This window comes from Vibrio sp. A2-1, from assembly GCF_021728355.1.
Taxonomy (GTDB): domain Bacteria; phylum Pseudomonadota; class Gammaproteobacteria; order Enterobacterales; family Vibrionaceae; genus Vibrio; species Vibrio splendidus_K.
This window is the reverse complement of record NZ_JAKKCO010000002.1, coordinates 441,059-460,512: the sequence shown is the minus strand read 5'-3', so window position 1 is coordinate 460,512 and position 19,454 is coordinate 441,059. Positions and strand designations below refer to the sequence as shown.

Here is a 19,454-nt window from a genome sequence, read left to right as displayed (position 1 = left end):
ACCTTGACTTTTGTAATTATCACCACCTAATCCAGAGTATATATAGCATTCCTTCCTAGAGATAAGTGATGCACTAACTTATAGAAACAGAGTCTCCCTAGAAGTGTGTGACGTCTGTAGCTTAAAGTAACAACATCTCCCTAGAAGTACGTGACATATCAACTCAGAATCCTTGTAGAATTTGAGGTGATGAAGGCACCACTGTATTTGTCTTGTGGACTAATGGAACACGTATGGTAAAGCCGACAGGCGCTGGTACATAGAGTCGAATATAGTAACTGGCTTGTAGTAACCAACATTTAGGTTGCCATATCATATATTCATCAATGCTGAATGACTGGGTATATAGATGATGTTTATTTGTAATAAACAATCTCTTTGGGCTACTACATACAGGCTGTTGCTAGGTGTTGTTGTAAGGATACCACTTGGCGTGATCTTTACACTAAGAAGGTCTAAGATAAGTGGGGTCTAGCTATGTTGCATGGATGGTATGCGTTTTGTTTAATGGTTGTCCAAGGCAATGTATTCAGTTTTAAGACATGTAGAGTGGTGTGATTAAGATGAAGAGATTAAATATGGGTCAAGAGTTTACTTATGAACAGATACAGACGCTGCTGCATTTAGTAAAAACGGAAATGAGTGGTATTTGCGGTGACCTCGGCTATGCAGAGTTATCAAAAATACGAACTATCTTGGAGCAGAAGCTAGATGACTTTCCATCTCCTGATTAGATTACGGTAAACAGTAAAGGCTGGGACTATTGAACGAGAGAGCATCTAAGAATAATCTACTAATTGAGATTGTGACCAGCCGGATTCGAACTAGACTTTACTACTTCGTTCTTGTGTTGTTGTGAATAGTTATGCGGAATAATTATTATTCATAATTCTGAATGATAATTCACATTAAGTGCCTTGAGTTAAGTATCCCAATCGACACACTGAATTATGAGGGTCGTGATGTTAAAAATGACTATCATTGCACCAGTGGTGCGCTTGACTTGGGCGGTTTTATTTATTAGAGTTTTTAACTCTAATGCTAGGCCGTAATTGAGTTTGAGAGGAGTGCCACCCCACTCACTCACTTACTGGGTTTTAAATTAACCTAATATAAAGGTTCGAATCCTTCAGGGCGTACCACTATTTAAAGAAACCCGATAACTCCCTGAGTTGTCGGGTTTTTTGCATTTCAGAACGACTTAATCTTTCAATACCATGTTGTGTCTTTAGATGTCTTTGTCTTGCAGCTTTTGCTAAACGGCAACGAGCTGTGGGGTATATCTAAGGCCTAGCATACTGCATCCATCTTCCAAGTAACGATCAGTCACTACGTCGAAACCGAACTTACCATAATAGTCTTTAAGATGAGCTTGTGCCGAAATAAAAATTGAGCAATCAGGGTAAATCTTCCGAGTGGCATCAAAACTCACTTGCATGAGCTGGTTACCTATCTGTTGACCTCGGTATTCTTTCGCTACGATCACTCGCCCGATACAAACATCATCTGCATCAGAATCGAGCAAAGGGAGAACATCTACGGGGTATCCAAGCTTCTGAGCCATAATTCGGCTGTAAGCTACTAGACATTCGTTCTCATAACCCATGATGTGATAGGTCTCTGGATGGTTATCTTTGCCGTCTAGGTCACTATAGGGTGTGTTCATATCCACGATAAAAATATCGACTCTTTGCTGTAAGAAATCATAGAGCTCTTGAACAGACAGGTCCGCAAATTTTTTAACTTTCCACTCGATCATCACTTTTCTCCTAATTATTTTGGGCTACAACATAGAGAGTATTCAAACCGAGTTCATTAACCTTTGTTAACTGGACATGAAACTATTCAAAATCACCACTTTAAAGCGCCACTCATTTTCCCTCGTTATTCATTTCACTCGGCTTATGTAATAGAAAGTTAAAATTGTTCGTTTTTTGGGGTTTACATCATTTAGTAATAAAGCCACTATGAATTCACGAAGAATAGACAAGTAAAGCTATTAGCTGGTTGGTTTAGGAATCAAACCTTCTGATTGATGGCTGATTTAGAGGAAGTAATGGCAGGAAACAGTATCGGACAACATTTCCGCGTGACTACGTTCGGAGAAAGTCACGGTATCGCACTAGGATGTATCGTAGATGGGTGCCCACCAGGATTAGAAATTACCGAAGCAGACCTTCAAAGAGATTTGGACCGTCGTCGCCCTGGTACTTCTCGTTATACAACGGCTCGCCGTGAAGCGGATGAAGTGAAAATCTTATCAGGTGTATTTGAAGGCCAAACTACGGGCACTTCTATTGGTCTATTGATTGAAAATACAGACCAACGCTCTAAAGACTATTCCGAAATTAAAGACAAATTCCGTCCTGGCCATGCTGACTATACCTACCATCAAAAGTACGGTGTGCGTGATTACCGTGGCGGCGGTCGCTCTTCTGCTCGTGAAACTGCAATGCGTGTTGCGGCGGGTGCAATTGCGAAGAAATACCTGAAACAAGAATTTGGTGTTGAAATCCAAGCTTACCTTTCTCAAATGGGTGATATCTCAATTGATAAAGTGGATTGGAATGAGATCGAAAACAACGCGTTTTTCTGCCCAGACGCCGACAAAGTGCCTGAGTTTGACCAACTGATTCGTGACTTGCTAAAAGAAGGCAACTCGATCGGTGCGAAGATTCAAGTGGTTGCGACTAAAGTGCCTGTAGGCCTTGGTGAGCCAATATTTGATCGTTTAGATGCTGACATTGCTCACGCTCTAATGAGCATTAATGCGGTGAAAGGTGTTGAGATTGGTGATGGCTTTGATGTAGTTAATCAACGCGGTAGTGAACACCGTGATCCATTAACTCCAGAAGGCTTCAGCAGCAACCATGCTGGCGGTATCTTAGGCGGTATTTCTACTGGTCAAGATATTGTGGCAAGCATTGCGCTTAAACCAACATCAAGCATTACCGTTCCTGGTGACACGATCACTAAAGACGGTGAAGCAACGCAGTTAATCACTAAAGGTCGTCACGATCCATGTGTGGGTATCCGTGCGGTGCCTATTGCTGAAGCGATGCTGGCTATCGTGCTGCTTGATCACTTGCTACGTCACCGTGGTCAAAACTTTGGTGTGACAACAGAAACGCCAAAAATCTAGTTCTGCTTCGTTTTATTCAAAACAGATTTGAAACTGATTTGATAGAAACCAAAAAGGGTTGCTTCGTAATGAAGCAACCCTTTTTATATTCTGAGTCATTGAGAATATATTATCTAATGCACAGAGCTTTCCGGATCAAGCTGGAACGAAGGCAAGCGCCATTTGAATCTTACGGCAGCCATACGCAGCAAGTAGCCAACCACAAGCGTAACAATCGTTGCTGTTACGTCGTTAATGCCAAGCTCAAGCAAACCTAGGTATAAACCTGAAGCGACAAGGGCGACAGATGCATACAACTCTTCATGTAAAACCAGTGGCGTTTGACGGCAGATAAGATCGCGCAACAGGCCACCAAATACGCCAGTAACCAATGCAGACACCATACAAATCATTGGGTGCAGACCCATGGTCATCGCGACCTTCGTGCCAATGATGCTGAACACGATAAGACCTAGAGCATCTAAACGAATGAACAAGCCTTTTAGCTTGATTACCCATTTAGCCAGTCCTGTTGTGATAACACCCGCGATACAGGTGATCGCCAGATATTGTGGGTTTTCAACCCAACCTAAAGGGTAATGGCCGAGTAAGATATCTCGTACTGTACCGCCGCCAATTGCCGTTGCACTTGCAACCAACATTACACCAAACCAATCCATTTTTTGTTTGCCAGCGCTGAGAGCGCCGGTCATGGCTTCTGCCGTGATGCCAATGATATACAAAACACTTAGTAGCATTGCTGTAGCTCTATAATTTAGGTCTATAAATTGGAGTCTTATAGGCCATAGGGATATAAAAATGAAGCGCGAGTGTAGTAGTAAAAACGCTGATTGACGAATGAATATTTGTACCGTGAATAGGCATTTCAGATTAGCTAAACTAATCATTCACCTCAAAATGGTGTAATCTGGGATCAGCAATCGATTGTCATCGTAAAGTATTATGATGAACCTAATGTCATTGCCAGTGATAGGGCTTTACCGAGCGCTTAAAAAAACGCAAAATGCCCCAGTTCTTTTTATTTAAATTTGATCTTATGACGCACCAATACCCAGATATTATCGACATTTTCAATCAAACCTTTTTCGAGAGCTTTAATACCAAGCTAGAACTGGGAGCGGACGAGCCTATTTACCTGCCAGCCGATGGGGAGGTTTCTCATCACCGTATCGTATTTGCTCGCGGCTTTTACGCGTCAGCACTTCACGAGATAGCACACTGGTGTGTGGCTGGTCCTGAGCGTCGTTTATTGGAAGATTTTGGTTACTGGTATGAGCCTGATGGCCGAACTGAGTCGGTTCAAGCTGAGTTTGAAAAAGTAGAAATTCGCCCACAAGCGTATGAATGGATCATTGCGACCAGTGCAGGCTTTCCTTTTAATGTCAGCTGTGACAATCTACACGGCGATTTTGAGCCAGATCGTTTGGCCTTTATGAATAAAGTACACAGCGAAGTCATGGGTATCTTTGAAGCTGGTCTTCCGCCTCGCGTGAAAATGCTCTCTGAAGCAGTACGCAGTTTCTATGATGTTGCACCTTTATGTACTAGCCAATTTATTGTGAAATAAGAGAATATTATGATTATCGAATTTGAAGAAAAACTACTTGAAGTAATTGATGCTCGCATTGAAAACGCATCAGACGATGAACTGTTTGCTGGTGGTTACTTACGTGGTCATATTTCTCTTTCAGTGGCTTCATGTGAAGAAGACGGCATTGAAGACGTAGCAGAAGTTAAAGCACGCATCGAGAAGAGCCTAGATGACGCGCGTTCTGAATTGACGCCAGCCGATCGTACGATCGTTAATGACCTTTGGGTTGAGTTGCAAAACCAAGCTTAATTTTATTCGTCTACCGTAATTCGTTCATTACTCTTCCTCCTCATTTTTGAGCGAACCAATAATTTGAGACTCATTCGAATTTTTTGAATGAGTCCGTTCATTTCTTGTGATGGTTCCATTTTCTGACTACGTTATTCTAATCCCACTTAACGGAATCACAGAAAAGGTCACATCATGAAAGTTATCGCATTCGGCGCAAGCACAAGCTCTACCTCTATCAACAAAACTCTAGCAACTTACGCAGCTAACTTGATTGAAGGTGCTGAAGTCAAAGTTCTAAACATCAACGATTACAACGTGCCTATGTTCAGTGAAGACACTGAAAAAGAGATTGGCCAAGCGGAAGGTGCTCAAGCATTCTTGCGTGACTTAGCAGAAGCGGACGCATTTGTTATCTCTTTCGCAGAGCACAACGGTCATTATCCAGCAGCGTACAAAAACCTATTTGACTGGGCGACACGCATTGAGCGTTCAGTATTTGGTGAGAAACCTGCGGTTTACTTAGCGACATCTCCGGGCCCAGGTGGTGCACAGACGGTACTTGGCGCAGCAACAGGCTCAGCGCCATACTTTGGCGGTAACGTTAAAGCATCAGTTTCAGTACCTAGCTTCTACGATAACTTTGATTTTGAGTCTGGTTCAATCAGCAATGAAGAGATTGCCGCTCAAATTAAAGACGCGATTGCTAAGCTGTAAAAGCGGAAAGTAAAGCGAATAGCTGCTAAGTAGCCAGCTGATGTAAAGTTACGAGCCGCTGCAAAGTAACGTACTGCTCTAGAATAAGAAGCAGCGACGTAAACAAGATTGAAAAAACAAAGCCCGAGCATTGAGATATGCTCGGGCTTTTTGTTTGGGTCGAATTAGGGTGTGTTGACCTTTCGCTGCAAAAATCAGCTCGTAAGATCAACACGGCCTAATACTTATTTGAATATTTAGACCTAGTCTAGAATCGACTAGTCCGCACTGGCTTGTTTCGTTGAAACCCAGCCTTCTGTTAACGCTTTGCCTTTGCGTAATCTTCTAATCCACATTCGACTTGGATGAATGGCTTCGAGCACACCAACCGGAAGAGGTAGAGGATCGCCACAAATTTGTGAGGCTAAGACTTCTGCTAAAAGAGGGGTCGAGCTCAAACCACGTGAGCCTAAACCAATAAAACAGAACAAGTTCGGATAGCTGGTAACAGGTTCGATACCGTCGATAGCATCACGCTGCGGATTAAAGTTGTGCAGATTCTGATATTGCTCTTTGATGGATTCAAAATCGCCAACATTACCGACGAATGGTAGGTGATCTCGGCTTACGCTTCGGATACCTTGGCGCGCTAAGTTGTCACTGGTGTCGACATCTTTTGTCCACGCTTGATCCGGCAACGAGCCGTGTAAGCGCTCGCCATTATGTTGTTGAACCTCAATATCAAATTCTTGGTCGATATTGGTTTTGTCGTAGTTCGCGCCAATACAATGGTGACCATTATTTGGATTCTGTGGCGTTAAGTAACCATCAAAACACAACACCGTTTTTAGCTTGCTGAGGTTTTCTGTAGTCGGGATATGACTCACTTGCCCTTTAACTGGCGTCAGAGGTACGGGGCGAGTTTGCTCAAATTGGGTGAACTTGTGTCCATTCGCGACAACCACTTGGTCGTGCTTAGTTTGAATTTCACCTTGAGGTGTATCAATCGTTAGTAGCCATTGTTGCTCTGCTTCTAACCACTCAAGTTGTGTCACTTGGTGTTGATAGTGCGCGCTTACTTGGTTGGTCTCTTCTAACTTACCAATCAAACCTTGAGTAAGCTGAAGAGGGCTTAACCAACCACCCAGTGGGAAGTAAACACTCTCTTTATCAACCGGTAAGCCAATCTTTTCGTTGGCTTGTTCGGGCGTTAAGCGCTGAATCAAGTCTGTGTGGAAATTGCCTTCCAACATGCGGTTGAGCTTTTTAGTTGAGCCCTCATCCCACATCAAAATATTCACGCCACACCAGTTGTGATCAAAGTTCACCGATTGTGCTGCTTGATTGATAAATTGGCGGGCAAACAACAAGCCTGGGCCAAATATTCTTGAAACATTGGATGTCGCTTCACTGAGTAGCGGATAAATCGCACCTTGATTGTTGCCAGAGGCATTTCCAGCGGCTTGTTGGTGTTCACAATAAAGGGTGATGTTTTTACCACGTCGGCTTAACGTTTTTGCAAGCGCAGCGCTGGCAACACCACCACCGATAATGGCGATATCTTGTGAATTACTGTGTTGAGCTAGGCCATACCAAGGTTTAATGTTGGTGTGAGCGTGCTTCTCATCAAGTCGGCCGGCAATCATTTCCCGCTTAGTACCAAAGCCTTTAACTTTTTTCATCGCAAAGCCAGCTTCGATTAAACCGCGGCGAACAAACCCGGCAGCGGTAAACGTTGCACAACTGCAATCTTGTTTTGCCAATTTGGCCATTCCGTTGAATAGGTTTTGATTCCACATTTCTGGGTTCTTACTCGGTGCAAAGCCATCTAAGAACCAAGCGTCAACCAAACCTTCCTGCGGGGTCGGCACGTTTGGCATACAATCTTTAATATCACCAAACCATAAATCGAGTGTGATCGCGCCATCGCCCAAAACAATACGGTGACATTCAGGCAGAGCAATCGGATAGTGTTCTTGGAGTTGTGTCGCATACTGGGCTAATTCTGGCCAAGATTGGTGCGCTTTGATGAGATCCTCTTTATTGAGAGGATATTTTTCAAAACTGATGAAATGTAACTCTTTGGTCATCGCTTGTGGGTTATCTTTAATAAAAGCATCGAACCATTGCCAGACTGCGAGAAAGTTTAAACCTGTACCAAAACCGGTTTCAGCAATCACAAAACGGCGTTGTTGATGTTCAACCCAACGCTCTGGAAGGTGGTTTTGTTTTAAAAAGACGTAGCGAGTTTCTTCTAAACCGTTAACATTAGAGAAGTAAACGTCGTCAAATTGGTCTGAAACTGGCGTGCCAGACTCATTCCATTCCAGTTCTGCATTAGTAATTGAAGTCATAAAATCTATCATTTTGTGATTTGAAGCGATATGTTGGTAGGGATTGTACGAATTTCTAGGAAAGCTGACCACTTTTGTTAGGCTTCTTAGTTATCATCTAGCTGAATTTAGAATTATAGGAATGTCACATGAAACGAGTCGTAATCACCGGTATGGGTATTGTTTCAAGTATCGGTAACAACGTCGAAGAAGTTTTAGCATCACTGAAAGAGGGTAAATCAGGTATTACCGCTTCAGAGCAGTTCAAGGAAAATGGCTTGCGCTCTCAAGTTTGGGGTAACCTGAAAATGAACCCTGCTGACCATATCGATCGCAAAAAAATGCGCTTTATGGGTGATGCAGCGGCATTCGCTTATCTTTCAATGGAGCAAGCAATTGCTGACTCTGGCTTAACTGAAGATCAAGTATCTAATGACCGCACAGGTATCGTTGCGGGTTCAGGTGGTGCTTCATCTCTAAACCAAGTTAACGCTGTAGACATCATCCGTGAAAAAGGCGTTAAGCGCGTTGGTCCATACATGGTTCCACGTACAATGGCTTCTACGGTTTCTGCTTGTCTTGCTACACCATTCAAAATCCGTGGCGTGAACTACTCTATGAGTTCTGCATGTGCAACATCGGCACACTGTATTGGTCACGCAATGGAGCTTATCCAACTGGGTAAACAAGACGTTGTATTCGCTGGTGGCGGTGAAGAACTGGACTGGTCTCTGACTATGATGTTCGACGCAATGGGCGCACTTTCTACTAAGTACAACGACACGCCAGAATTGGCTTCTCGTACCTACGATGCAGACCGTGACGGTTTCGTTATCTCTGGTGGCGGCGGCATGCTAGTTATCGAAGAACTTGAGCACGCTGTGGCTCGTGGCGCAAAAATCTACGGTGAAATCGTGGGTTACGGCGCAACTTCAGATGGCTACGACATGGTTGCTCCTTCTGGTGAAGGCGCGGTTCGTTGTATGAAGATGGCAATGCAAAACGTTGATGGTGTTGACTACGTGAACACTCACGGTACTTCAACTCCTGTTGGTGACGTTAAAGAACTTGGCGCAATCCAAGAAGTCTTTGGCGGCAACAGCCCAGCAATCTCAGCAACTAAAGCGATGACAGGTCACGCTCTAGGTGCGGCTGGTGTACACGAAGCAATTTACTCAACGCTAATGCTTGATAACGGCTTCATCGCACCAAGCATTAACGTTGCAAACCTAGACGAAGCAGGCGCAGGCCTAGACATCGTAACGGAAGCTCGTGAACAAGAGCTAACAACGGTTATGTCTAACAGCTTTGGTTTCGGCGGTACGAACGCAACGCTAGTAATCAAAAAATACCAAGGCTAATTGAAGCCAAGGTTAAATTAATAAAGGTTAATCGTTAATGGGTGACGTGAGTGCAGACTCAACACGCATAGGTTGCCCACTAACCATGACCAACAGAACAAAGCTTTTTAAATGTAGGTTTTATACGTGTTTTTTTGAACATGACTTTTTTAATCTGGGTTTAGAAATTAAAAGGTTTCCAGAGCTTGACCAGTAGTGACTTTGGTTAGTACTGGTTGAACAGACGCAAGACTCTGTCTCCTGGAGAGCGAGATAGGATCCTTTTGTTCTGGATGTTTGCCCGATTGTTTATTCAATCGGGCATTTTTCGTTTCTGGGCTACACAATCTTCAGTGTTGATTCGGTTTTGGGATATGGTGTGATAAATGCCAACGTAGCCCTTTATATATAATGTATTCCATTTGCTACTCGACACCGAGTGTGGAATTTTGCACAATCATTTCAATTCACATTTAGGTCGATAGACCCCAACTAAAGTACTCGCCAAATGAAAATCTTAATCGACGAAAATATGCCTTATGCTGAAGCGTTATTTAGCCAGCTAGGGGAAGTGACAATGAAGTCTGGTCGCACATTAACTGCTGACGACCTAGTTGACGTAGACGCATTGATGATTCGCTCTGTCACCAAGGTGAATGAATCATTGATTAGCAAAGCCAATAAGCTGAAGTTTGTCGGCACTGCGACGGCAGGTATGGACCATGTCGACCAAGCATTGATGAAAGAGCGTGGCATTTTCTTTACTGCGGCGCCTGGCTGTAACAAAGTGGGTGTCGCTGAGTATGCCTTTAGCGCAATGATGGTACTTGCGCAGCAACAAGGCTTCTCTGTATTCGACAAAACGGTCGGTATTATCGGTTGTGGTCAGGTAGGTAGCTACTTATCGAAGTGCCTTGAAGGTATTGGTATCAAAGTTCTGCTGAACGATCCTCTAAAACAACAAGAGGGTGATACTCGTGAGTTTACTGAATTAGAGACACTGCTTGAGCAGTCAGACGTTATCACTCTGCATACGCCAATCACTAAGACGGGTGAGTTCCCAACGCATCACTTGATTAATGAGCAAGCGCTGAATAACTTCCGTGCAGACCAAATTCTGATTAATGCGGCTCGTGGCCCAGTTGTTGATAACCAAGCGTTAAAAGCTCGCCTGCAAAAAGCCGATGGTTTTACTGCCGTTCTTGATGTGTTTGAGTTTGAACCTGAAGTCGATTTTGAGCTGCTTCCACTGCTTGCTTTTGCAACTCCTCACGTAGCTGGCTACGGTTTAGAGGGTAAAGCACGTGGTACTACGATGATCTTCAACAGTTATTGTGAGTTCTTGGGTACAGAGCTTCGAGCTTATGCAAGCGATCTTCTGCCGACAGCCCCAGTGCCTCAAATGAAATTAGATAGAGCTTGGGATGAAGCAACACTGCACAATTTGACTCAGTTGATCTATGATGTGCGCAAAGACGACGCCTTATTCCGTCGCAATATCTCTACGCCGGGTTCTTTTGACAAGATGCGTAAAGAATATTGGGACCGTAGAGAGTACAGTGCAGTCGAGTTAACGGGCGACGAATCTTGTAATTTAACGCCGTTATCTAAACTCGGTTTTATGGTAAAGCCAACTTTATAAAAGAGAGAAACAATGAGCCAAGAATTTAATATTGCTATTTTAGGTGCGACTGGTGCGGTTGGTGAAACCATTCTTGAAGTACTTAAAGAGCGTAAATTCCCTGTCGGTGAAATGCACTTACTAGCAAGTGAACGTAGTGAAGGCAAAACTTCCCGTTTTAACGGCAAAACAATACAAGTACAAAACGTAGAAGACTTCGATTGGTCTCAAGTACATATTGCGTTTTTCTCTGCAGGTAGCGAGCTTTCAGAACGTTGGGCTCCAATCGCGGCTGACGAAGGTGTGGTGGTTATCGATAACACATCACGTTTCCGTTATGAATATGATGTTCCTCTGGTTGTGCCAGAAGTTAACCCTGAAGCGATTGCTGAGTTCCGTAACCGCAACATCATCGCGAACCCTAACTGCTCTACTATTCAGATGGTAGTAGCACTTAAACCAATTCACGATGAAGTGGGTCTTGAGCGTATTAACGTTTCAACTTACCAATCTGTGTCTGGTGCAGGTAAGCCGGGTATCGATGAGCTAGCGGGTCAAACGGCTAAGCTTCTTAACGGCATGCCAGCTGACAAGTCAGCATTCTCACAGCAGATCGCGTTCAACTGTATTCCTCAGATTGATGAATTTACAGAGAACGGCTACACACGTGAAGAAATGAAGATGGTTTGGGAAACTCAGAAAATCTTTGCTGATTCGTCAATCACGGTGAACCCGACTTGTGTTCGTGTTCCTGTGTTCTACGGCCACGCTGAATCTCTACATGTTGAAACTCGCGCGCCAATCGGTGCAGAGCAAGTTATTCAGCTTCTAGAGAACACGGAAGGCGTTGAAGTATTCCAAGCTCTAGACTTCCCAACTCAAGTTCGTGATGCGGGTGGTAAGGACCACGTAATGGTTGGTCGTATTCGTAGCGACATCAGCCATCACAGCGGCGTGAACATGTGGGTAGTAGCTGATAACGTTCGTAAAGGCGCAGCGACAAACGCAGTTCAAATCGCTGAAGTTCTGATTCGCGATTACTTCTAAGCTTCATTGCTTTGATTATCAAGCCTCACTCTTTAGTGGGGCTTTTTTAATCGATTGAAAATATTGTTAGTCAAATTGTGTGAAATTGCTGCGAATATTGTTGCTGCAACACATTTTTTGTTTTCATCTCTATAGTTTTACGTCATTTATCCGATATATTTAATAGATCATCACTTTTCCGAATTTAAGCACCTAGCTGAGCCTTTTATGTTTCAATTTTTCAAGCCGTGGTTAATGCCTTTTGCCTTTATCATTGCGACTCAGATTTCCGTTGTTCGTGCAGATTCCATTCGAGTTGTAGGGCCTAATGGCCAGATACAATCAGCGCCTACGTTTTCAGAACCTCTTCAAAGAGCGCAATTGAAAAGCGCTGAGCCTTCACGTTTCTATGGTCCAACTCGTGGCTCAGAAACGCTATGGTCTATTGCTTCAAGGTTACGCCCTGATAACTCCGTTTCAGTCCAACAAACATTGTTGGCGATTTATCGCTTAAACCCACAAGCGTTTGAAAATCAGAATATCCATAGCCTGCTGCCTGCCAGTAATTTACGTGTGCCTTCTTTAGAGCAAGCACGTGCAAGTTCGACGCAGCAAGCTATCAACATCATGAACTCGCACCTTGCTAAGCTTGATGCTCCTGCGACAAAGCCTACCGCTTCAAAACCTAAAGTAGCGCAAGCGTCAAGTCGACCAGATGTAGCACCTAAAAATGCACAATCCAAAGCTAAGGTTAGCGAACCTAAAGTTGTCGATAAATCGATAATTGGTAATCAAGAGATAGTGAGTAACAAGCCGCTAACCGGTGCCAAGGAAATGAACCACCTTGAGAAGCAGTTAGAGCTTTCAGAAACTGAGTTACTGTCACTTGAAGAAAAAAACCATCAACTTCGTTTGATGCTGTCGAATGTTCAGTTGGAAGTGGATGAGCTAAAAACAGAGCTCAGTGATGAAGACCGCATTCGTAGCGAAGTGGAAAAGCTACTTGATGAAGAGCGTAGAAAGAACGCCGAAATTGAAAAAATGGCCCCAAGTGCCATGGATGAACTGTTATCTAATGGTTGGTTAGTTGCGGCTCTTGCGATTATTCCGGGTCTTCTACTTGGCTTGATCATCGTGATGCTGATAGACCGTCGTTCTAAAAATGAAGAACAACAGCAAACCACTCAAGAACAACCGATTCAGCCTGAACCAAGCAGCGTCGCGCCTATTACATTGGGCGACGAGATGGACGACCTTAACGAGCTGTCTTTAGACGATGACTTGTTTGGCACTGAAGACGATGCCAATAAGTTGTTTGACGACCAAGCTCTTGCTGAAGAAGATGATGTATTTGCAGGATTGGATGAATCTGATCTCGATTTCAATCTCGACGGTGAAGATGATGACCCATTTGCGAGCATTGGCGAAAACGGTGATTTAGACACTAACTTTGATGATCTGGACTTGGACAGCAGTAACGGCATCAGTGTTAATGGTGAAGAGAAAGCGCTTGGCCTTGAAGAGATGGAGCGCGCGCTCGATAAAAGCGCAGAAAGCGCACTTGATACCGATGAAGTCGATTTTGATCTCTCAGATGATAACGCAATGTCTGCTGATGAGATTGAAGCACTGCTATCTAAAGAATCCGAGACTGAAGATTTAGGCTCTAACGAATTAGACCAGTCACTATTAGATGACCTGTTTTCTCTTGATGACGAAGATGATGATAGCTTCGACATCGATGCTTTGATTTCGGAAGAGCAAAATGATTCTACTTCTAGTGCCGACACATCAATAACCGATGATTTTGATATCGATGCGCTTATCTCAGAACAACAAAGCGATGCTACGCCTTCGGACATAAGCACTGACGACTTTGATATTGATGCTCTGATCTCTGAACAACAGACCACTCAATCTGCAGCTCCTAGTGTAGAGGATGATATTGATGACATCTTTGCTCAGGTTGCCGCTCAGAACGAGCAAGCGAATGATCCTTTCAACCTCGATAGCGACGATGAGATAGCGACGAACCTAAACAATGGTTTGGCGTCTGATGATGATATCGAAAACATCCTGTCTCAGTTTGATAAGCCAATCGTTGATGAAGAGACTCAAGACAGCGTTGATCTACTTGATGAGCAGTTGGAAGGGGATGACGTTGACCTAAGCAACTCGACCGAACTCCTTGATGAAATGCTGGGCGATGAATCGGATGATGAGCTTGAAAGTGAGCCTTTAGGTTTTGATGCCTTATCCGAACTTGAAGAACTTTCTGGTTTATCGACTGATGATGAGCTAAACATTGCAGAAGACAGCACGGAAACTCTGGATGAATTAATCGGAGATTCTGACGATGACTTCGAACTCGATGCAGAGAGCACCGACTTACTTGATGATTTCCTTGATAGTGAACTATCGGATGATGCGCTTTCAGCGGACCAAGCCGATTCACCAAAGTCTGAATCTTTAGACCCGTTTGATGATTTACTGACAAGTGGCATTGAAGACGAGCTTGAATCAGAAGAGCTGACGTTTGATAAAGATCTAGATGTTGCCTTTGGTTCTGATAAAACCAACGACGACCTTATCAAGGATTCAGACGTTGAACATACTCAATTAACGTCAGAGCCTTCTGAAGTCGAGCTTGAGCAAATAACGGACATTACTGAAACACCACAACCTGAATTTGTTGGTGATGCTTCATTAGATTTAGAACTGACTCAAGACGGTGCTGATGTTAAGCCAGAAAATGATGAAGCCTTTAATCGTGATGACTTTATCGATGACTTGTTTGGTGTAGCGCCTGCAACGGATGCGTTGCTTGATGACGCACTAGAAACAACAGATGAAGCATTGATTGATGAGTTGATGACTTCTGATGACAGCGATTCGTTGCAAGCTAATGAAGAGCCAGCTGAAGCATCAATCGAAAGTGCTTTGGAACCAGAACAAACGTCTCTTTCTGATAGTCATGAATTATCACCAGAAGAAGCGGTGTCGTCTGTTAAAGATGATGAACTGGATATTGACTCGTTGCTCTCTGAGAATTCTGACTTTGACAAACCAGTTTTTGAAGAGCCGACTCAAGAAGACACTGAGCAACAAGAATTAGAACCGAAAGAAGCCGACGTACAACATCAGCGTGAAGACATCGCTGCGAGTACTGAAGATCAAGCTTCGCCAGCGTCTTTAAAGGATATCTCTGAAGAAGATGAAGAAACGGTAGAAGATTGGTTAGCCGAAGCCATTGATGATGTTGAATCTCCTGCGAATATAGACTCTGATTTTGACTTTGAACCGAAAATTCAAGGTAGCGATGAACTTGAAAATATCGTTGAATCCTTGCCAGAGCCAGAGCCAGAGCCAGAGCCAGAGCCAGAGCCAGAGCCAGAGCCAGAGCCAGAGCCAGCCCGTGCTGCACATATGCCAGAAATCATTCCAAATGAGTTCGGTGTACCAGAAGACGATGATTGGCTGATTGGAGACGATACAGCTAAAGAAGACGCGTTGGCAGAAGCCGATGCTGAAGCTGATGTTGAAGTAATACCAGACCCAGTTACTCCTGCTGTTGAACCTCAACTAGACACTGAACCTCAAGCAGAAACGGCACCGAAAATTGAAGCTACGGAACAAGCTGAAGTTCTAGGACAAGACAGCGAAGAAGAGTTCTCGTTTGATGACTTCGAACTTCCTGAGTTTAATGAAGAAGACGCGTTGGCAGAAGCCGATGTTGAAGCTGATGTTGAAGTAATACCAGAACCAGTTATTCCTGCTGTTGAACCTCAATTAGACGCTGAACCTCAAGTAGAATCGGTATCGCAAGTTGACGCTACGGAACAAGCTGAAGTTCTAGGACAAGACAGCGAAGAAGGGTTCTCGTTTGATGACTTCGAACTTCCTGAGTTTAATGAAGAAGACGCATTGGCAGAAGCCGATGCTGAAGCTGATGTTGAAGTAATACCAGAACCAGTTGCTCCTGCTGTTGATTCTCAACTAGACGCTGAACCTCAATCAGTATTAGAACCACAATTAACATCTGAGCCACAAGCAGACGTTGCGCCTCAAGCAGAAACGGCACCGCAAGCTGAAGCTCCGGAACAAGCTGAGGTTCTAGGACAAGAAGGCGAAGACGAGTTCTCGTTTGATGATTTCGAACTGCCAGAGTTTGGTGAAGAAGACGCGTTGGCGGAAGTCGTTAGTGAGCCTGATGAAGCTCAATTAGAGCAAGATCTCGCTCCTGAGGCAGAAAAGTTTGAGTTCGATGATCTTGATCTTCCTGAATATGACGAAGAAAGCGCAAAAGCAGACTCTGTTTTAGATGATATTGAGCAAAGCAGCGCAGAGCCAGTAGCGGAAGAAGAAGGCGTCGAGTTCGATGAGCTTGATTTGCCTGAATACGGTGAAGACGAAGCCATCTCAGATGCGTTTGCAGAGAAGCCGACACCACTGACTTCTTTTAGTCCTCAAGGTGAAGAGCAAGATGCGTTGCATGATTTGTTCTCAAACCCGCAAAGCTTTAGTCACGCTGACGATTTCTCAGATACAGAGGGTTTCTCGGGCGAAGCAGGGTTCTCAGATGCAGAAGAACCTGAATTGACAGCGTTCGCACAACCAGATCATTCACCGAGTTCATCTTCAGGATTAAATTCAACGCCTTTAGAATCAAACTCAGCACCTACAGCAGTTCAAGACGAACCACTAGAAGGCTTTGACGATTTTGATGAAACAGCATTGGCTGAGTTGCTTTCAGAAGATGTACAAGACTCAGTCGACAATATGTTTGAGAAGCCACTAGATGCAACATCGATTGACAGTGCAGGGCTCGATATCGATGCGATGCTTGAAGTTGGCGGTGAAGATTGGAAAGGCTTTAACTTAGCTCCAGAGCAGCAATCAAGCATGCACAATGGTGTTCCTGACGATCAACAAGAGATTTGGGCATCGGCTGAAAAACAAGCTGAACCTAAAATTAAAGAAGAGAATTGGGGTCAACAAGATAATCTAACAGAGTCGGGTAACAGTCGTGATAAGCAATACATGACGATTGACGAACTGATGGCTCAAGTAGAGCAAGAAGGCGAAGAAGCCATAAATCCAGATGATGAAGAGTTGAAGCTGGATGTTGGCCTAAATGAATTTCCTGATGTTATCGGTGATATCGGCAACTATGATGTCGACAACAATGCAGAAGCTGCTGGCAAGCTCGATTTGGCTAAAATCTATATCGAGATGAGTGATTCGCAAGGTGCAATTAAGCTTCTAGAAGAGGCGATAGTTGACGGGAGCGATGATATTCGTCGAGAGGCAAAGAATCTTATCGATACCTTAAACGGTCGATAAATTTAAAAAAATCATAAAGGGTAGCGTTGGCTACCCTTTATTTTTGGGTGAGCCCAAGCGCCTTTGTTTTATTTGGCTTCTTAAAACCACCGTCTAGGGCGGTAGTGATTGTTTATTGCAGTTTTAGCCCCATCCTATTTGGGCTAGCACTCATTTCCGTATATACTTCTTGCCCATTTTCAAAGAGAACAAGAACATGAAAATTGCTTTAGGTATTGAATATAACGGTACCCACTACTTTGGTTGGCAGCGCCAACGAGACGTGAAAAGTGTCCAAGAAGAATTGGAAAAGGCTCTTTCAGTTGTCGCGAATCATCCTGTAGAGGTTATGTGCGCAGGTCGTACAGATGCCGGTGTTCACGGTACGGGACAAGTCGTTCACTTTGAAACTAATGTTGATCGTAAAATGGTTGCTTGGACAATGGGCGCGAATGCCAACATGCCAAAAGATATTGCGGTTCGTTGGGCGACAGAGGTGAATGAGGATTTCCACGCTCGTTTTTCTGCAACTGCACGCCGTTATCGCTACATTATCTTTAATCATGCACTACGTCCTGGCATTCTGAATTCAGGCGTGAGCCATTACCATGGTCACCTTGATGAGAAAAAGATGCATGAAGCGGGTCAATACTTGTTAGGCGAGAACGACTTCACTTCATTCAGAGCGACACATTGTCAATCTCGTAGTCCATGGAGAAACATGATTCACTTAAACGTGACTCGTCATGGGTACTACATAGTGATCGATATTAAAGCGAATGCGTTTGTTCACCATATGGTGAGGAATATTACGGGTAGCCTAATTGCAGTAGGTAAAGGTGAGCAAAAACCAGAGTGGATCCAGTGGCTTTTAGAGGCTAAAGATCGAAAAGTGGCTGGCGCAACCGCCAAAGCGGAAGGCTTGTATCTGGTAGATGTTGATTATCCTGAACATTTTGAGTTACCACGAGAGCCAATTGGGCCTCTGTTTTTACCGGATAATTTGAACTAAATGTGAGACTTAGGTTCAAAAAATATTACGGTTTCGTGCGTAAAATAGTGCCAGAAAATAGGTACAACCAGTTTTTTATCTACAGTCGCTGTTTTATGTGCTTTAATTCCCACGCATAATTCCCAAATTTATTTCTTTCGCAATCAAGCGTAAGAATCGAAACAAAAAGGTCTTCCATGAGTTGGCTTGAAAAGATTTTAGAAAAAAGCAACATCGTAACATCTCGTAAAGCGTCTATCCCTGAGGGCGTTTGGACTAAATGTACTTCTTGTGAGCAGGTTCTTTACCATGCTGAACTAGAGCGTAACCTAGAAGTGTGTCCAAAATGTGACCATCACATGCGCATGAAGGCACGTCGCCGTCTGGATACATTCCTAGACAAAGGTGAGCGCGTTGAACTAGGTGCTGATCTTGAGCCACAAGACAAACTGAAGTTTAAAGACTCTAAGCGTTATAAAGAGCGTATCTCTACTGCTCAAAAGAACAGTGGTGAAACTGACGCGCTGATCGCAATGAAAGGTGAACTACTAGGTTTACCAATCGTAGCGTGTGCTTTTGAATTCTCATTTATGGGTGGTTCAATGGGCTCTGTTGTTGGTGCTCGTTTTGTGAAAGCGGTAGATGCGGCTATTGAGAACAACTGTGGTTTAGTTTGTTTCTCTGCAAGTGGTGGTGCTCGTATGCAAGAGGCATTGATGTCTCTAATGCAAATGGCGAAAACCAGTGCTGCTCTAGAGCGTTTATCTGCGAAAGGCCTACCGTTTGTTTCAGTAATGACTGATCCAACAATGGGTGGTGTTTCTGCGAGTTTGGCAATGCTTGGCGATATCAACATCGGTGAGCCAAAAGCGCTTATCGGTTTTGCTGGACGTCGTGTAATCGAGCAAACTGTACGTGAAGACCTTCCTGAAGGTTTCCAACGCAGTGAGTTCCTACTCGACCACGGCGCTATCGACATGATCGTTGACCGTCGTGAGATGCGTCAGCGCGTTGCAAGCCTTGTTGCTAAAATGACCAACCAGCCTTCACCATTAGTAGTTTCTGTGAACGATTCACCGAATGAAGCTACTTATGAAGTACCAGAAGCGCCAGAAAAAGGGTAAAGTACCTTCTAACAAACCTACTTAATCATGGTTATGAGTT

The 19,454-nt window shown here is 43.9% G+C and carries 14 protein-coding genes; 11 read left to right on the top strand and 3 right to left on the bottom strand.

Annotation, left to right across the window (positions count from 1 at the left end; genetic code table 11):
* The first annotated feature begins 563 nt into the window (after positions 1 to 563).
* Positions 564 to 734, top strand: coding sequence for a hypothetical protein (locus tag L3V33_RS09675; protein WP_237290308.1), 171 nt, complete (start codon positions 564 to 566; stop codon positions 732 to 734).
* 521 nt (positions 735 to 1,255) lie between these two features.
* On the opposite strand, the gene L3V33_RS09670 is transcribed toward L3V33_RS09675, so the two are convergent.
* On the bottom strand, positions 1,256 to 1,759 hold the full coding sequence (locus L3V33_RS09670) for a GNAT family N-acetyltransferase (RefSeq protein WP_237290307.1): 504 nt from the start codon (positions 1,757 to 1,759) through the stop codon (positions 1,256 to 1,258).
* A 297-nt stretch (positions 1,760 to 2,056) separates the two neighbouring features.
* On the opposite strand from L3V33_RS09670, the gene aroC reads away from it, so the two are divergent.
* Positions 2,057 to 3,142 (top strand): chorismate synthase, encoded by a 1,086-nt coding sequence (aroC, locus tag L3V33_RS09665; protein WP_004734182.1) that lies wholly within the window; start codon positions 2,057 to 2,059, stop codon positions 3,140 to 3,142.
* Positions 3,143 to 3,255: 113 nt separating this feature from the next.
* On the opposite strand, the gene L3V33_RS09660 is transcribed toward aroC, so the two are convergent.
* Positions 3,256 to 3,879 carry a trimeric intracellular cation channel family protein gene (locus tag L3V33_RS09660; protein WP_004734183.1) on the bottom strand — a complete coding sequence of 208 codons (624 nt, stop codon included), beginning with the start codon at positions 3,877 to 3,879 and terminating at the stop codon, positions 3,256 to 3,258.
* 299 nt (positions 3,880 to 4,178) lie between these two features.
* On the opposite strand from L3V33_RS09660, the gene L3V33_RS09655 reads away from it, so the two are divergent.
* From L3V33_RS09655 to L3V33_RS09645, 3 genes are all read left to right on the top strand, one after another.
* A complete protein-coding gene (locus L3V33_RS09655; RefSeq protein WP_237290398.1) occupies positions 4,179 to 4,709 on the top strand; it encodes an elongation factor P hydroxylase in 531 nt (176 codons plus the stop codon).
* Between the two features lie 9 nt (positions 4,710 to 4,718).
* Complete coding sequence (locus tag L3V33_RS09650) at positions 4,719 to 4,982, top strand: YfcL family protein (RefSeq protein ID WP_102475303.1); 264 nt, start codon at positions 4,719 to 4,721, stop codon at positions 4,980 to 4,982.
* 174 nt (positions 4,983 to 5,156) lie between these two features.
* Positions 5,157 to 5,678, top strand: a complete 522-nt coding sequence (locus tag L3V33_RS09645; RefSeq protein WP_146453965.1) for an NADPH-dependent FMN reductase — start codon at positions 5,157 to 5,159, stop codon at positions 5,676 to 5,678.
* Positions 5,679 to 5,935: 257 nt separating this feature from the next.
* Here the strand turns inward: L3V33_RS09645 and mnmC are convergent, their stop codons facing one another.
* Positions 5,936 to 8,011, bottom strand: coding sequence for a bifunctional tRNA (5-methylaminomethyl-2-thiouridine)(34)-methyltransferase MnmD/FAD-dependent 5-carboxymethylaminomethyl-2-thiouridine(34) oxidoreductase MnmC (mnmC, locus tag L3V33_RS09640; protein ID WP_237290306.1), 2,076 nt, complete (start codon positions 8,009 to 8,011; stop codon positions 5,936 to 5,938).
* 128 nt (positions 8,012 to 8,139) lie between these two features.
* Here mnmC and fabB point away from each other — a divergent pair, with 128 nt between their 5' ends.
* From fabB to accD, 6 genes are all read left to right on the top strand, one after another.
* Positions 8,140 to 9,351 carry a beta-ketoacyl-ACP synthase I gene (fabB, locus tag L3V33_RS09635; protein WP_010436883.1) on the top strand — a complete coding sequence of 404 codons (1,212 nt, stop codon included), beginning with the start codon at positions 8,140 to 8,142 and terminating at the stop codon, positions 9,349 to 9,351.
* Between the two features lie 487 nt (positions 9,352 to 9,838).
* A complete protein-coding gene (locus L3V33_RS09630) occupies positions 9,839 to 10,972 on the top strand; it encodes a 4-phosphoerythronate dehydrogenase (protein ID WP_237290305.1) in 1,134 nt (377 codons plus the stop codon).
* Positions 10,973 to 10,984: 12 nt separating this feature from the next.
* Positions 10,985 to 11,998 carry an aspartate-semialdehyde dehydrogenase gene (locus L3V33_RS09625; RefSeq protein ID WP_004734159.1) on the top strand — a complete coding sequence of 338 codons (1,014 nt, stop codon included), beginning with the start codon at positions 10,985 to 10,987 and terminating at the stop codon, positions 11,996 to 11,998.
* Positions 11,999 to 12,205: 207 nt separating this feature from the next.
* Entirely contained in the window at positions 12,206 to 17,320 is a 5,115-nt protein-coding gene (locus L3V33_RS09620; protein ID WP_237290304.1) for a FimV/HubP family polar landmark protein, read from the top strand.
* 196 nt (positions 17,321 to 17,516) lie between these two features.
* Positions 17,517 to 18,311, top strand: a complete 795-nt coding sequence (gene truA, locus L3V33_RS09615) for a tRNA pseudouridine(38-40) synthase TruA (protein WP_237290303.1) — start codon at positions 17,517 to 17,519, stop codon at positions 18,309 to 18,311.
* A 176-nt stretch (positions 18,312 to 18,487) separates the two neighbouring features.
* On the top strand, positions 18,488 to 19,414 hold the full coding sequence (accD, locus tag L3V33_RS09610) for an acetyl-CoA carboxylase, carboxyltransferase subunit beta (protein ID WP_004734162.1): 927 nt from the start codon (positions 18,488 to 18,490) through the stop codon (positions 19,412 to 19,414).
* Positions 19,415 to 19,454 lie beyond the last annotated feature (40 nt).

Excerpts from the sequence above, each read along its gene's own strand:
- L3V33_RS09675 (WP_237290308.1), top strand. The coding sequence starts at position 564 with ATGAAGAGATTAAATATGGGTCAAGAGTTTACTTATGAACAGATACAG.
- L3V33_RS09670 (WP_237290307.1), bottom strand. The coding sequence starts at position 1,759 with ATGATCGAGTGGAAAGTTAAAAAATTTGCGGACCTGTCTGTTCAAGAG.
- aroC (WP_004734182.1), top strand. The coding sequence starts at position 2,057 with ATGGCAGGAAACAGTATCGGACAACATTTCCGCGTGACTACGTTCGGA.
- L3V33_RS09660 (WP_004734183.1), bottom strand. The coding sequence starts at position 3,879 with ATGCTACTAAGTGTTTTGTATATCATTGGCATCACGGCAGAAGCCATG.
- L3V33_RS09655 (WP_237290398.1), top strand. The coding sequence starts at position 4,179 with ATGACGCACCAATACCCAGATATTATCGACATTTTCAATCAAACCTTT.
- L3V33_RS09650 (WP_102475303.1), top strand. The coding sequence starts at position 4,719 with ATGATTATCGAATTTGAAGAAAAACTACTTGAAGTAATTGATGCTCGC.
- L3V33_RS09645 (WP_146453965.1), top strand. The coding sequence starts at position 5,157 with ATGAAAGTTATCGCATTCGGCGCAAGCACAAGCTCTACCTCTATCAAC.
- mnmC (WP_237290306.1), bottom strand. The coding sequence starts at position 8,011 with ATGACTTCAATTACTAATGCAGAACTGGAATGGAATGAGTCTGGCACG.
- fabB (WP_010436883.1), top strand. The coding sequence starts at position 8,140 with ATGAAACGAGTCGTAATCACCGGTATGGGTATTGTTTCAAGTATCGGT.
- L3V33_RS09630 (WP_237290305.1), top strand. The coding sequence starts at position 9,839 with ATGAAAATCTTAATCGACGAAAATATGCCTTATGCTGAAGCGTTATTT.
- L3V33_RS09625 (WP_004734159.1), top strand. The coding sequence starts at position 10,985 with ATGAGCCAAGAATTTAATATTGCTATTTTAGGTGCGACTGGTGCGGTT.
- L3V33_RS09620 (WP_237290304.1), top strand. The coding sequence starts at position 12,206 with ATGTTTCAATTTTTCAAGCCGTGGTTAATGCCTTTTGCCTTTATCATT.
- truA (WP_237290303.1), top strand. The coding sequence starts at position 17,517 with ATGAAAATTGCTTTAGGTATTGAATATAACGGTACCCACTACTTTGGT.
- accD (WP_004734162.1), top strand. The coding sequence starts at position 18,488 with ATGAGTTGGCTTGAAAAGATTTTAGAAAAAAGCAACATCGTAACATCT.